The sequence below is a fragment of the Modicisalibacter tunisiensis genome (genome assembly GCF_020148005.1).
GTDB classification, from domain to species: Bacteria; Pseudomonadota; Gammaproteobacteria; order Pseudomonadales; family Halomonadaceae; genus Modicisalibacter; species Modicisalibacter tunisiensis.
This window is the reverse complement of sequence record NZ_JAGXFD010000001.1, coordinates 1,889,954-1,903,636: the sequence shown is the minus strand read 5'-3', so window position 1 is coordinate 1,903,636 and position 13,683 is coordinate 1,889,954. Positions and strand designations below refer to the sequence as shown.

Here is a 13,683-nt window from a genome sequence, read left to right as displayed (position 1 = left end):
CAGTCCCCGTCAAGAGGAGCATCGCATGAGTCACAAGATCGCCGTCATGGCCGGCGACGGCATCGGCACCGAAGTCATGCCCGAGGGCATTCGTGTCCTCGAGGCCACCGCCGAACGCTTCGGCATCGCCCTGGACTTCACCCACTTCGACTTCGCCAGCTGCGACTACTACCTCGAGCACGGCCGGATGCTGCCAGAAGACTGGCGCGAGACCCTCGAGCCCTTCGACGCGCTGTTCTACGGCGCGGTCGGCTGGCCCGAGAAGGTGCCCGATCACATCTCGCTGTGGGGATCGCTGCTGCAGTTCCGCCGGGTCTTCGACCAGTACATAAACCTGCGCCCCTGCCGCTCGATGCCCGGCATCCGGAGCCCGCTCGCCGGCCGTGCACCGGGCGACATCGACTTCTACGTGGTCCGCGAGAACACCGAAGGCGAGTACTCGAGCATCGGCGGCAAGATGTTCGAGGGCACCGACCGCGAGGTGGTCGTCCAGGAGACCGTGATGACCCGCACCGGCGTCGACCGGGTGCTCAAGTACGCCTTCGAGCTGGCCGCGAAGCGTCCGCGCCGCAAGCTGACCTCGGCCACCAAGTCCAACGGCATCTCGATCACCATGCCCTACTGGGACGAGCGCGTGCAGGCCATGGCCGAAGGCTATCCCGACGTCACCGTGGACAAGTTCCACATCGACATCCTGACCGCCAACTTCGTGCTCCATCCCGACTGGTTCGACGTGGTCGTCGGCAGCAACCTGTTCGGCGATATCCTCTCCGACCTGGGTCCGGCCTGCACCGGCACCATCGGGGTGGCGCCCTCGGCCAACATCAACCCGGAGGGGCGCTTCCCGAGCCTGTTCGAGCCGGTTCACGGCAGCGCCCCGGACATCGCCGGCAAGGGCATCGCCAACCCCATCGGCCAGATCTGGAGCGGGGCGATGATGCTCGATCACCTGGGCCACGAGGACGCCGGCAAGGCGATCGTCGACGCCATCGAGGCGGTGCTCGCCCGCGGCGACGAGACGATCCTCACACCGGACCTGCAGGGCCGTGGCACCACCGGGGACCTCGGCCGGGCGATCGCCGAGCACGTGGCGGCCGGCTAGGATGATGCCCCTGCGCGGCCGGCACGACGTCGGCCGCGCAACCCGCTACGCTTCAGGGGCGGCGCTGCCGAGGCGCCGCACAAGGACATGCTTTCACAAGGAGATTACCGTGACCCTGTTCGACGCCCTGCGCGAGGACCACCGGACCCAGCGCACCCTGCTCGACCTTCTGATCAAGACCGAGGGCGCCAGCGACGGCCGCGACGAGCTGTTCCACCGGCTCAAGGCCGCGCTGCAGCAGCATGCCGCCGCCGAGGAGCGCGCCCTCTACATTCCGATGATGGAGCACGACCTGACCCAGGAGAAGGCGCGCCACAGCGTGGCCGAACATCACGCGATCGACGAGCTGCTCGAGACGCTGGAAGAGACCAGCTACAGCTCGCCGGGCTGGCTCGCCCACGCCCGCAGGCTCCAGGAGCAGGTCATCCACCACCTCGACGAGGAGGAACAGGAAGTCTTCCAGCTGGCGGGGCGCGCCCTGCCCGACGACCAGAAACGCCGGCTGGCCGAGACCTACCGCGAGGCCATGACCAAGGGAAGCGCTGAATAAATCGGCGAGCGACGTAAAGCACAACGACGTGATTTGCCCGCGCAGCCATTTATGCAGTGTTTCCCTAGCAGCGCGACTGACACGTCCGCTACTCCAGCGACCCACCGGTTCCGCGAGCCGCCTCGGCGGCTCGCCCCGCAACTTTTTGCCCGCGGCAGCGTCACATCAGGGGACGAGCGCCCCTTGCACCGATCAGGACGATGCCCAATGTCGACTCGACTTCCCCAGTTCCCGCGCCTGACCTGGCTGGCCCCGTTCTCGCTGCTGGCCGGCTGTACCGGCCTTCCCGACGGCACCGAGCCGGTGCGCGACTTCGAACTCACGACCTACCTCGGCCAGTGGTACGAGATCGCCCGCCTGCCCCACCGCTTCGAGGAGGGGCTGGACTATGTCACGGCGACCTACGAGCGTCGCGAGGATGGGGGGATCCGCGTGATCAACCGCGGCTACGACCGGCTGAGCGGCAAGTGGGACGAGGCCGAGGGCCGGGCCTACTTCATCGACCAGGCCAACGTCGGGCGTCTCAAGGTGAGCTTCTTCGGTCCCTTCTACGGCGGCTACAACGTGCTCGAACTCGACGACGACTACCGTCATGCGCTCGTCGCCGGCCCCGACCGGGACTACCTGTGGATCCTGGCCCGGCAGCCGCAGCTCGACGAGACGACCTACCGGGCCCTGGTCGGGCGCGCCGGCGAACTGGGCTTCCCGGTCGATGACCTGGTCAGGGTCGCCCAGCCGGGGCAGGACCGGCCGTCATCGACGGGCGAGGCGTGAGCACCCCGCCCCGAAGGCGGAGCGGGACGTCACACCACAGGGCAGGTCAACCGGCCAGCCTGGCGGCGATTCGGGCCACGTGCTCGCCCTGGAAGCGCGCCAGGGCCAGCTCGGTGTCGCTGGGCTGACGCGAGCCGTCGCCGCCGGCGATGGTCGCCGCGCCGTAGGGCGAACCGCCCTTGACCTCGGAGATGTCGAACTGGGCCTCCAGGCCATAGCCGATCGGCACGATCACCATGCCGTGGTGGGCCAGGGTGGTCCAGGCGGTGAGGATGGTCGTCTCGTTGCCGCCGCCGGTCCCGGTCGAGGTGAACACGCTGGCCGCTTTGCCGCGCAGCGCCCCCTTGGCCCACAGGCCACCGGTCTGGTCGAGGAAGGTGCGCATCTGGCCGGCCATGTTGCCGAAGCGGGTCGGCGTGCCGAACAGCACGGCATCGTAGTCGGCAAGGTCGGACGGGCTCGCCACCGGCGTGTCGTCCTCCTTGCCGCCGGCCTGGGCGAAGGCCTGGGGGTCCATGGTTTCCGGCACCCGCATGACGGTCACCTCGCTGCCCGCCACCTCGCCGGCCCCCTCGGCGACGGCCCGGGCCAGAGTGGCGATGTGGCCATACATGGAGTAGTAGAGCACCAGGACTCGGGTCGGTGTTGCCGTACTCATGAGCATCCTCCTCAGGTCTGTGATTGCCGAAACGGGCCTCACCCAGTGTAGATGGCCGGGCCATCGACCACGGCCAAGGTTTTCGACGCCGTCATTCGATGACATCGATCACGCCCGTGGGACGGTTTTCATCCTCGCACCGGCGTTTTTCATCAGCTCGACGTGCGCTCTTGCCGGTCGCGGGCCGGCTCGGGAAGGTATCTTCAGCGTGCCGGCCGGCAACAGGGCCGACCGGCACGCGTCGTGGCAACCCCGTACCGATCACAACAACAGGCAGGCGCCTTCATGATGACCCTCGATTCCTTCTTCGCCCGGCTGTGGGACGACTACACCGCCATGACCCCGCAGGCGCAGCGCATCCACGACGCCTTCATCGACGCGGGCGAGACCATCGTCAACGACCACGTCGCCTTCCGTACCTTCGATCGCGGGCCGATCACCCTGGCCGACCTGGAACCCCACCTGCTCGCGCTGGGCTACACCCGCCTCGAGCCCTACGACTTCCCGGCCAAGAAGCTGCGCGCCTACGGCTACCTGCCCCCGGACGAGAACCAGCCGCGGGTGTTCCTCTCCGAGCTCAAGTGCGACGAACTCTCGACCACCGCGCAGCGGATCATCGACGGCTTGGTCGCGCAGATCGACCCCGCCCGGGTCGCCACCCCCGAAGTGCTGTGGGCCGGTCGCCTGTGGGAGGCGCCCAGCTTCGAGGAGTACCAGACCCTGATGGCGGAGAGCGAATACGCCGCCTGGCTGTCGATCATCGGCCTGCGCGCCAATCACTTCACCATCAGCATCAATCACTTCCGGACCTTCGACAGCGTCGAGAAGGTGCTCGCCAAGGTCGAGTCGCTGGGGCTGGGCATCAACGAGTCCGGTGGGCGCGTGAAGGGCTCGCCCGAGGTGCTGCTGGAGCAGGGCTCGACGCTGGCCGACCGCGCCGCGTTCACCTTCGCCGGCGGCCAGGTGGAGGAGATCCCCACCTGCTACTACGAGTTCGCCAGGCGCTACCACGACGCCGACGGCAAGCTCTACCAGGGCTTCGTCGCCGCCAGCGCCGACAAGATCTTCGAGTCCACCGACATCCGCACCCGGGGCGAGCACCATGCTGGGTGACTGGCTGAGCCTGACCCTCGACGGCGACGTGCCCGGCGAGCGGGAGGGTCGTCTGCCCTTCGGCCGCTATATAATGCACGGCCCGGGCATCCTCGAGCTGCGCCCCGCCGCCTGCCAGGACAATGCCCGTGGCGTGGTGCTCTCCGCCGGCATTCACGGCAACGAGACCGCCCCCATCGAGCTGATCGGCGAGCTGCTGGCCCGGCTCGAGAGCGGCCTGCTGCGCCTGGGGGCACCGACCCTGATCCTGCTCGGCAACCTGCCGGCGATCCGCGCCGGACTGCGCTTCCGCCACACCAACCTCAACCGGCTGTTCCGGCGCGACGCGCCCCTGCCCGAGCATGACGAGGGCCGCCGCGCCGCCACGCTGATGGCGGCGGTCGACGCCTTCTTCGCCCGTCATGACCGGCCGCCCCTGCATTACGACCTGCACACCGCGATCCGCGACAGCCGCTATCCGCGCTTCGCCGTCGAGCCGTTCGACGAGTCGGCCACGACCGATGCCGACCAATGGCGCTGGCTGGCCGCGGCGGGCATCCAGGCGGTGCTGCACCAGCATCGGCACAGCTGGACCTTCTCGCACTATTCCCGGCACTATCATGGCGCCCAGGCGTTCACCCTGGAGCTCGGCAAGGCCCAGCCCTTCGGCGCCAACGACCTGAGCCTCCTGCGCCCCATGCAGGCCCTGCTCGAGGCGCTCGTCGAGGGCCGCGAGCCCCCCGGCGTGCCGCCACAGCGCCTCGCCTTCTTCCGCGTCGCCCGCGAGCTGATGCGCGAGAGCGAGGATTTCCGGCTGTGCTTTCCCGACGACACGCCCAATTTCACCGAGTTCGCGGTGGGCACGAAACTCGCCGAGGACGCCGCGGCCGGCGACTGCGTGGTCGAGGACTCGCCCCTGGCGGTGGTGTTTCCCAACGCCGATGTCGAGCTCGGCGCCCGGGCCGCGCTGCTGGTACGCTCGGCCCCGCCGCCGGAAGCATGACCCGCGATTTCGCCAGCCGGCGCCCGGTGAGCCAAAAGATATGACACGCGACAACAACAAGTCAGAGGTTTCTTTCGATGCACTGCCTTTCATCTGTCGACCAAAGTCGAACACTCCGGGATAAAAAGGGTTCTCGTTCGTGCCTCGGCGCCTGTTAAAATCGCTGCTTTTTTCGCGCCAGCACGCCAACCACGTTCGCATGCCGCCCCGCGCGGCGAGACCCGTCACTGGAGCCCGACCATGGCCGAAACACCCCTCCCTCTCGAAGTGCGCAACCTCAAGAAGCGCTTCGGCGACAACGAGGTCCTCAAGGGCCTGTCCCTCGAAGCCCGCCAGGGCGACGTGATTTCCCTGATCGGCGCATCCGGGTCCGGCAAGAGTACCTTCCTGCGCTGCATGAACCTGCTCGAGCTGCCCGATGAAGGCGACCTGATCGTCCACGGCGAGTCGATCCGCTTCAAGCAGACCCGCCGTGGCCGCGAACCGGCCGACTGGAAGCAGGTCGAGCGGATCCGCGCCAAGCTGTCGATGGTCTTCCAGAGCTTCAATCTCTGGGCGCACATGACGCTGCTCGAGAACGTCATCGAGGCGCCGGTCCACGTGCTCGGCAAGCCGAAGAAGGAAGCCGTCGACCATGCCCGCGCCCTGCTCGAGCGGGTCGGGCTGGCCGAGCGCGCCGACTACTATCCGGCCCAGCTTTCCGGCGGCCAGCAGCAGCGCGGCGCCATCGCCCGGGCCCTGGCCATGGAGCCGGAGGTGATGCTGTTCGACGAGCCCACCTCGGCACTCGACCCGGAGCTGGTCGGCGACGTGCTCAAGGTCATGCGCGACCTGGCCGACGAGGGGCGCACGATGATCGTGGTGACCCACGAGATGGCCTTCGCCCGCGACGTCTCGAGCCAGGTGATCTACCTCCACCAGGGGCAGGTCGAGGAAGCCGGCCCGCCCGACCAGGTGCTCGGCAACCCACGCTCGGAACGGCTCAAGCAGTTCCTGGCTCCCAAGTTCTGAGCCGGCAGGAGGAAACTACATGATCGACCTGCAGGGTTACGGCCCCCGCCTGCTTCAGGGTGCCTGGGTGACCATCGAGCTGGGCCTTCTGTCGCTGCTGCTCTCCATCATCCTGGGCCTGCTCACGGCCACCGCCAAGATGTCGCGCAGCTGGATTGCGCATCGACTGGGTACGCTCTACACCACGCTGATCCGCGGGGTACCGGACCTGGTGCTGATGATGCTGCTGTTCTTCGGCGGCCAGATCGGCGTCAACATGATCACCGACTGGCTCTACTACCAGTTCGACATCGACATCTTCATCAACATCAACGAGTTCGTCGCCGGCGTGGTGACCATCGGCCTGATCTTCGGCGCCTACATGGGCGAGACCTTCCGCGGTGCCTTCCTGGCCGTGGACAGCGGCCAGATCGAGGCGGCCCGGGCCTACGGCATGTCCGAGTCGCTGATGTTCCGGCGCATCCGCTTCCCGCAGATGATGCGCCACGCCCTGCCGGGGCTGTCCAACAACTGGATGGTGCTGCTCAAGACCACCGCCCTGGTCTCGGTGATCGGCCTGACCGACATGGTCCGCGTCGCCGAGGAGGCCACCAAGGCCACCCATGAGCCCTTCACCTTCCTGATTCCGGTGGCGGTGATCTACCTGCTGATCGCCAGTGTCTCGGAGTGGGGCTTCGCGCGACTGCAGAAACGCTACAACGTCGGCTTCGGGGAGTCGTGAACATGGAACAGCTCAACACCTGGTTCACCCAGCTGCTGGCCGACAACGAGATCTTCACCGCGCAGACCATCGGCTACTACGCGCACGGCCTGGCCAACACCGCGCAACTGGTGCTGCTGTCGCTGCTGATCGGACTGATGCTCGCCGTGCCGCTGGCCATCGGCCGCAGCTCCTCCCGCCCGTGGGTGAAGTGGCCGATCTTCCTCTACACCTACGTGTTCCGCGGCACGCCGCTGCTGATCCAGCTGTACATCATCTACTACGGCGTGGTGTTCGTGGACGGCATTCAGGACACCTGGCTGTGGCTGATTCTCGAGAAACCCTTCTACCCGGCGCTGATCGCCTTCACGCTGAATACCGCCGCCTACACCACCGAGATCTTCCGCGGCGCGATCAAGGCCACGCCCAGGGGCGAGATCGAGGCGGCCCGGGCCTACGGCATGTCTCAGGCCAAGATGCTGCGGCGGATCGTGCTGCCCAGCGCCTTCCGTCGCGCGCTGCCGGCCTACGGCAACGAGGTGATCTTCATGCTGCACGCCAGCGCGATCGCCAGCGTGGTGACGATCATGGACCTCACCGGCGCGGCCCGCTTCGTCTATGCGCGTTTCTACGCGCCCTTCGATGCCTTCCTGTTCGTCGCGGCGATCTACCTGTGCCTGACCTTCGGCATCCTCTACCTGTTCCGCTACCTGGAGAAACGACTGCTGGCCCACCTCAAGCCGCAGACCTGAGCCGGCGTCAAACGAGCGTTGGAAAACTGTCGGCCCACGCCGCTTTTCCGACTTCCGGCCGATGCCCGGGTGCGCTACCGTGTCCGGGTCATCGACCACCGTCGATCAATACAAGAAACTGGGGATTCGTTTCATGAAAAAACTGCTGACCATCTCGCTGTTGAGTGCCGCGGTGCTCGCCGGCACCGCTCAGGCCCGCGACTACGACACCGTGCGCTTCGGCGTCGACGTGCCCTACGAGCCGATGGAATACCGCCTGCCCAACGGCGACCTGACCGGCTTCGACATCGAGCTGGGCAACGCGCTGTGCGACGAGATCGGCATCGACTGCACCTGGACCGTCCAGGGCTGGGACGGCATCATCCCGGGCCTGCTGGCCCGCAAGTACGACGCCATCATGTCGTCGATGACCATCAACGATCAGCGTCGCAAGCAGGTGCTGTTCTCGGACCCGTACTTCACGCCGCCGTCCGCCTGGTTCGCCCCGGCCGACAGCCAGATCACCGTGCCCTCCAAGCAGACTCTCGAGGGCAAGACCATCGGCGTGCAGCGCGGCACCCTGCAGGACAACTACGCCACCGACATGTTCGGTGACGTCGCCGACATCAACCGCTATTCCACCGCCGACGACATGGTGCTGGACATGGACGCGGGTCGCCTGGACATCGTCTTCCTCGACTTCCCGGTGGGCAAGTCCACGCTGCTCGACAGCAACGACGGCGACTACAAGATCGTCGGCAAGATGATCAGCGAGCCCAAGAAGTACTTCGGCGACGGCTTCGGCATCGCCTTCCGCAAGCGCGACAAGGAGCTGGCCGAGAAATTCGACGCCGCCCTCGACACGCTCAAGGAAAACGGCACCTACGACAAGCTCTACAAGAAGTACTTCGAAACCAAGCAGTGACCCCGCCGCCCCGGCGTCATGCCGGGGCGTTCTACCGCCGAATCACGGCAACGGTTGGCTTGATGCGTCCGACCCCCTAATCTGGTCGCACTTACCCGCTGCACTCAAGGCCGTCGATGATTCGCACCTTTCAACTCCAGCGCCAGACCATCAAGGAAGTTTCCGAGGACGCCCTGCCGCTTGCCACGCGCCTGGCCCAGGCGACCTGGATCGACGCGCACGAACCCGATGACACCGAGCGCGAACGGCTCAACGCCTTCCTCGCCGACGAGCTGCCCGCCACCGACGACGTCGAGGAGATCGAGTCCTCGGCCCGTTACTTCGTCGACGCCGACGGCATCCACGTCCACTCGCTGTTCCTGTCGCAGAGCGAGGGCCGCCACGGCAACACCACGGTGGCGTTCATCCTCCAGCCGGAGCGGCTGATCACCTTCCGCGACTGCGAGCTCGCCGACTTCCGCCTGCTGCGCCTGCGCGCGCGCAGCGGCCAGGTCGAGGCCGACTCGGCGCAGACACTGATGATGACCATCTTCGAGCAGAAGGTGGAAAACCTCGCGGACACCCTGGAGGACATCCATCGCAAGCTCGAGGACGTCAGTTATCTGGTGCTGGAGGAGGAGGACTCGGACCTCGAGGATGCCATCGACCAGCTGGCCAAGCTCGAGGACAGCAACGGCAAGATCCGCCTGTGCCTGATGGACACCCAGCGTTCGGTGTCCTTCCTGATGCGCCACCTGCGCGGCCACGGCGAGCTGCAGGAAACCGCCCGGGAAGTGATGCGCGACGTCGAGACGCTGATGAGCCACACCGCCTTCCTGTTCGACAAGATCAACTTCCTGATGGACTCGACGCAGGGTTTCATCAACATCCAGCAGAACCAGATCATCAAGATCTTCTCGATCGCCGCCGTGGTCTTCCTGCCGCCGACGCTGGTCGCCAGCATCTACGGCATGAACTTCACTCACATGCCCGAGCTCTCCTGGCCCTACGGCTACCCGTTCGCCCTGGGACTGATGGTCGTGGCCGGGGTGTCACCCTACCTGTACTTCAAGCACAAGAACTGGCTGTAGGAGCTGTAGGACAGACGGCAGCGGGCGAGGCCCGGCGGGTCAGTGAGAATGGGTCCCGCCGATATGCTCCACCGCCGAGGGCGGTGCATCGCCGCCCTCCTCGTCGGCGGGCTGCGCCAGCTCGCGCAGGATGCCGCAGTCCTGGGTCCCGCCGTCGCCCCGGCAGCGCGCCCGCAGCTCCAGCAGCGCCCCGCGCAGGCTCTCGAGCTGGGCCAGCCGGTTCTCGACATGACCGATATGCGCGTCGATCAGGGCATCCACCTCCGCGCAGTCGCGCTCGGGATGATCGCGGTGCATCAGCAGGGTGCGAATCTCGCCGAGGGTCATGTCCAGTGCACGACAATGGCGAATGAACGTCAGCCGTTCCACGTGCGCGCTGCCATACAGGCGATAGTTGCCACGGCTGCGCGCGGGTTCGGGCAGCAGCCCCTCACGCTCGTAGTAGCGGATGGTTTCCACCTGGCAGCCGGTGCGGCGTGCCAGTTCCCCGATCTTCATGAGTGCCCTCCTGCCGCGTCCCGGCGCGATTTCCGACCTGTCGTGGATGACCCTAGCGCGCCACGCCAGCGCTGGCCAGCGAAGCGAGGCTGCACGCGGATCGCGACATGCCCGGCACGCCATGCCGCGCGCCCGGGAAAGGCTGGCACGGAACCTGCTAGGAATCGGGCGCATCGCCTGGGCGGCGGTACCCCGCGGGGTATCGCCGCCGCTTTTTGGCAGCCCCTTCAACCGCGAGAGCCACGACGCTCGTTCGCCTGACGCAGGAAATTGAGGATCCAGCGCGCCATCACCTGGTCGTCCACCGGCGCATTGAGCGATGCCAGGCCTTCGCGCACCCGGTTGACCGGCACCACATCCCGGCGCCGCGTCATCAGGTCCGCCGAGTAGGCCTTGGCGAACTCCGGGTGGCCCTGCACGCCCAGAAAGGTCTCGCCGACCTGCATGACATAGATCGGGCAGAAGTCGCTCTCGGCGAGCAGCGTCGAGCCCTCCGGCATGCGCACGACCTGATCCTGATGGCTGACCACCAGATCGAGGCTCTCCTGCCAGGGCTCCATCCAGGCGGCATGGCGGGTAAGGCGGTTGAACGACATGCCCACGCCCCAGCCGCGCTCGCTCTTGACCACCTCGCCGCCCAGCGCCCGGGCGATCAGCTGGTGGCCGAAGCAGATCCCCACCAGCGGCTTGCCGGCGGCCCACAGCTCGCGCACGAAGCCGCACAGGGCCTCGATCCAGGCATCGCCGTCTTTGACCCCATGCTTGGAACCGGTGGTCATCCAGGCGTCCACCGCATCGACATCGTCGGGCAGCTCGCCGTCGAGGCAGCGCCAGACCCGAAACTCGACCGTGGGGTCGACGCTGGTAAACAACCGTTCGAACATCGCCGGGTAGTTGCCGTGACGAGGCTGAAGGGCCTCGTCGACGTCATCACACTGCAGCAGACCGATTCGCATGGGCGGTGACTCCTTGATCATCGATGAAAGGCCTCGGGCTCCGGGGAAAACCCGGTCGACCGTCGATATCCTGACGATAACGCGCCCCTCTCGCCAACGCATCCGGCATGGCATGCTGCCCCGGAACGGCGGGTAACGAACAGCGCTCGGACTATCCCTGAGGCATGGAGTCCGTCGCACCGGTCACCGCCTTCAGGGACGACGCCAGCGCCGCATACGGCATCGGCCGGTGGAAGAGAAAGCCCTGGAAGGCATGGCAGCCGTTGGCCTCGAGAAACGCCTGCTGCTCATGTGTCTCGACCCCTTCGGCGACCACGGCCAGCGCCAGATGCCGCGCGATGGCGATGATGGTCTGGACGATGGCCGCGTCGTTGGCGTCCTCGAGCTCCTGGATGAAGCTGCGATCGATCTTCAGCTCGTCGAGCGGCAGGCGCTTGAGATAGGACAGCGACGAGTACCCCACGCCGAAGTCGTCGATCGCCAGGGCCACGCCGATGCGCTTGAGGCCGTTGAGCGTCTCGATGGCGGCGTACAGGTCGTCGATCAGCACCCCTTCGGTGATCTCCAGCAGCAGCCGGGCGGGATCGATTCCCGCCGCCTCGACACGCGCCGCGACCCGTTCGACGAAATCCCGGCGCGCGAACTGGTGCGGACTGATGTTGACCGACAATCGCGGCAGCCGGGATGCCGGCAGACACCGCAGCGCCTCGCAGGCCTCGCGCAGCACCCAGTCACCCAGCTCGAGGATCAGTCCGGTCTCCTCCGCCACGGGGATGAACTCGGCGGGCGAGACCATGCCCAGCGAGGGGTGCTGCCAGCGCAGCAGGGCCTCGGCGCCGATGACTCGGGCCTGGCGGTCCACCTGTGGCTGGAAATACAGCATGAGCTGTTCTCCCGAAGCGAGCGCCTGGCGCAGCCCCTGCTCCAGCGCCAGGTGATGCAGCGCGGCGGTGCGCATGCTCGGCAGATAATGACGCACGCAGGCTCGCCCTCCCGCCTTGGCCTGGTACATCGCCGTCTCGGCCTGCTTGATCAGCTCCATCGAGCTGGCCGGCACCGCACCAAACAGCGCGACGCCCAGGCTCGGCGTGATGGTGAGCGTTCGCTCGGCCACGGGATAGGACGCGGACAGCTCGGCGACGACCCGCTCGGCCATCTGCTGCGCCCCGGCCTTGGCCCGAACCAGCGTCTCGCCCAGCGAGGCCAGCACGATCACGAAGCCGTCGCCGCTGACGCGGGCCGTCAGGCCCTCCCCCTCCTGCAGCGCGCCCAGCCGCTCGGCGACCAGCATCAGCAGCCGGTCGCCGGCGGCATGACCCAGCGACTCGTTGACCTTCTTGAAGTGATCCAGGTCGATGAACAGCACCGCGCCATGCTCGCCGTGACGCCGGCAGTGCGCCTGCACCCGGGCCAGTCGATCCAGCAGCAGCCGCCGGTTCGGCAGGTTCGTCAACGGGTCGTAGAAGGCCTGCCGGTGAATGGTGGCCTCGGCCTGCCGGTGCTCGGTGAGATCCTCGATGATCGCCATGCCGCCGACGATGGCCCCCTGCCCGTCGCGGATGCCGCTGAACAGGGCCCGCATGGGCCGGGTCTGGCCGGAGAGCACCGCCGTGTAGTCGCCCTCGAAGTGCCCCTGGCCCTCGGTCAGCGCCTGGGTCAGCGCACGCTGCACCCGCGTGTCATGCAGGGTGGCGGGCAGGTCGAGTCCGATCAGCCCGGCGCGGGACGTGCCGATGAGGTCCACGAAGCGGTCGTTGCAGTCGAGAATCCGCCCTCGGGTATCGAAATGAAAGACCCCCAGGGGCGAAGCCCGGAAGATCGCCCGGTAGCGGGCCTCGCTTTCCCGCAGGTCCTGCTCGCGGCGCTGGCGATCCGCCTCGAGCCGCAGTTTCTCGCGCAGCACGCTGCTCCAGCGCTGGCTGGCGCCGATCACGAACACCAGGAAGACCCCGACCATCAGGGCCAGCTTCGAGGCCAGCGGCGTGTCCATCCGGGCATACTGGAACGCCATCGGCAGCGCCACCGGTACCAGGCAGACGATCGCCGCCGTCCACAGCGGTGACAGGGTCGTCACGGCCCCCGCGCTCACCCCGGCGACGGTCAGCACCAGCGCCGGCTGATACGCCGGCTCATGCGGGAACAGCCAGATGACCGCCGCGCCCCAGACACTGCCGGTCAGCAGCGCCCCGCCCAGGGCCAGGCAGCGCCAGCGCGGATGCCGCCGGGCGGCATGGTCCAGACGGCGGAAGTACACGCCGATTCCACAGCGCACCATCGACACCAGCAGCATGACCAGCAGCCAGGCCAGCAGGGCCCCGTGGGCGACCACCGGCCAGAGAATGCCCACCAGGAGGGCCGCCCCTATGGCGCTGAACAGGCAGGGCTGCCAGAGCCCCTGATACAGCATCGCGACCTGCTCATCGCGTATCCACTGTTCCGCCGGATCCCCGCGTTTGCCACCCGACCCGCTCAGCCAGCCCGTCACATTCCGGCTCCTGTTTCCCTGCTACTTTTTCACGAACGTCGTCACGAACGAGCCTCGGGCGCGACACCGGGCGTTCGCGCCCTCAGTCTTCATGCCCGCGCTTCATGTCATGGCATGAAACTTTTTCA

14 protein-coding genes are annotated in these 13,683 nt (G+C 67.2%); 10 read left to right on the top strand and 4 right to left on the bottom strand.

Annotation, left to right across the window (positions count from 1 at the left end; genetic code table 11):
* Positions 1-25 precede the first annotated feature (25 nt).
* The 3 genes from KGQ91_RS08880 (at position 26) to KGQ91_RS08870 (ending at position 2,426) form a co-directional block, all read left to right on the top strand.
* Complete coding sequence (locus tag KGQ91_RS08880; protein WP_163647658.1) at positions 26-1,102, top strand: tartrate dehydrogenase; 1,077 nt, start codon at positions 26-28, stop codon at positions 1,100-1,102.
* 109 nt (positions 1,103-1,211) lie between these two features.
* Positions 1,212-1,652 (top strand): hemerythrin domain-containing protein, encoded by a 441-nt coding sequence (locus KGQ91_RS08875; protein ID WP_224420801.1) that lies wholly within the window; start codon positions 1,212-1,214, stop codon positions 1,650-1,652.
* 207 nt (positions 1,653-1,859) lie between these two features.
* A complete protein-coding gene (locus KGQ91_RS08870) occupies positions 1,860-2,426 on the top strand; it encodes a lipocalin family protein (RefSeq protein ID WP_163647660.1) in 567 nt (188 codons plus the stop codon).
* 46 nt (positions 2,427-2,472) lie between these two features.
* On the opposite strand, the gene wrbA is transcribed toward KGQ91_RS08870, so the two are convergent.
* The gene (wrbA, locus tag KGQ91_RS08865) at positions 2,473-3,084 is read right to left on the bottom strand and encodes an NAD(P)H:quinone oxidoreductase (protein WP_163647661.1); all 612 of its coding nucleotides are present in this window, start codon (positions 3,082-3,084) and stop codon (positions 2,473-2,475) included.
* Positions 3,085-3,369: 285 nt separating this feature from the next.
* Here wrbA and KGQ91_RS08860 point away from each other — a divergent pair, with 285 nt between their 5' ends.
* The 7 genes from KGQ91_RS08860 (at position 3,370) to corA (ending at position 9,616) form a co-directional block, all read left to right on the top strand.
* Positions 3,370-4,197, top strand: coding sequence for a DUF1338 domain-containing protein (locus tag KGQ91_RS08860; protein ID WP_224415426.1), 828 nt, complete (start codon positions 3,370-3,372; stop codon positions 4,195-4,197).
* Positions 4,187-5,179 (top strand): succinylglutamate desuccinylase, encoded by a 993-nt coding sequence (locus KGQ91_RS08855; protein WP_224415427.1) that lies wholly within the window; start codon positions 4,187-4,189, stop codon positions 5,177-5,179. Before KGQ91_RS08860 ends, KGQ91_RS08855 begins: the two co-directional genes overlap by 11 nt.
* Before the next feature lie 240 nt (positions 5,180-5,419).
* Positions 5,420-6,190, top strand: coding sequence for an ABC transporter ATP-binding protein (locus KGQ91_RS08850; protein WP_224420800.1), 771 nt, complete (start codon positions 5,420-5,422; stop codon positions 6,188-6,190).
* Between the two features lie 19 nt (positions 6,191-6,209).
* Positions 6,210-6,911: an ABC transporter permease gene (locus KGQ91_RS08845; RefSeq protein ID WP_163647664.1), complete on the top strand. Its 702-nt coding sequence runs from the start codon at positions 6,210-6,212 to the stop codon at positions 6,909-6,911.
* Between the two features lie 2 nt (positions 6,912-6,913).
* On the top strand, positions 6,914-7,642 hold the full coding sequence (locus tag KGQ91_RS08840; protein ID WP_163647665.1) for an ABC transporter permease: 729 nt from the start codon (positions 6,914-6,916) through the stop codon (positions 7,640-7,642).
* Positions 7,643-7,775: 133 nt separating this feature from the next.
* Positions 7,776-8,546, top strand: coding sequence for a transporter substrate-binding domain-containing protein (locus KGQ91_RS08835; RefSeq protein ID WP_163647666.1), 771 nt, complete (start codon positions 7,776-7,778; stop codon positions 8,544-8,546).
* Positions 8,547-8,662: 116 nt separating this feature from the next.
* Positions 8,663-9,616 carry a magnesium/cobalt transporter CorA gene (gene corA, locus KGQ91_RS08830; protein ID WP_163647667.1) on the top strand — a complete coding sequence of 318 codons (954 nt, stop codon included), beginning with the start codon at positions 8,663-8,665 and terminating at the stop codon, positions 9,614-9,616.
* A 39-nt stretch (positions 9,617-9,655) separates the two neighbouring features.
* On the opposite strand, the gene cadR is transcribed toward corA, so the two are convergent.
* The 3 genes from cadR to KGQ91_RS08815 all read right to left on the bottom strand — a co-directional run bounded on the left by cadR (position 9,656) and on the right by KGQ91_RS08815 (position 13,477).
* A complete protein-coding gene (gene cadR / locus KGQ91_RS08825; protein ID WP_224420799.1) occupies positions 9,656-10,114 on the bottom strand; it encodes a Cd(II)/Pb(II)-responsive transcriptional regulator in 459 nt (152 codons plus the stop codon).
* Between the two features lie 227 nt (positions 10,115-10,341).
* The gene (locus KGQ91_RS08820; RefSeq protein WP_224420798.1) at positions 10,342-11,070 is read right to left on the bottom strand and encodes a glutamine amidotransferase-related protein; all 729 of its coding nucleotides are present in this window, start codon (positions 11,068-11,070) and stop codon (positions 10,342-10,344) included.
* Between the two features lie 151 nt (positions 11,071-11,221).
* On the bottom strand, positions 11,222-13,477 hold the full coding sequence (locus tag KGQ91_RS08815) for a putative bifunctional diguanylate cyclase/phosphodiesterase (RefSeq protein WP_224420797.1): 2,256 nt from the start codon (positions 13,475-13,477) through the stop codon (positions 11,222-11,224).
* Positions 13,478-13,683: the final 206 nt, after the last annotated feature.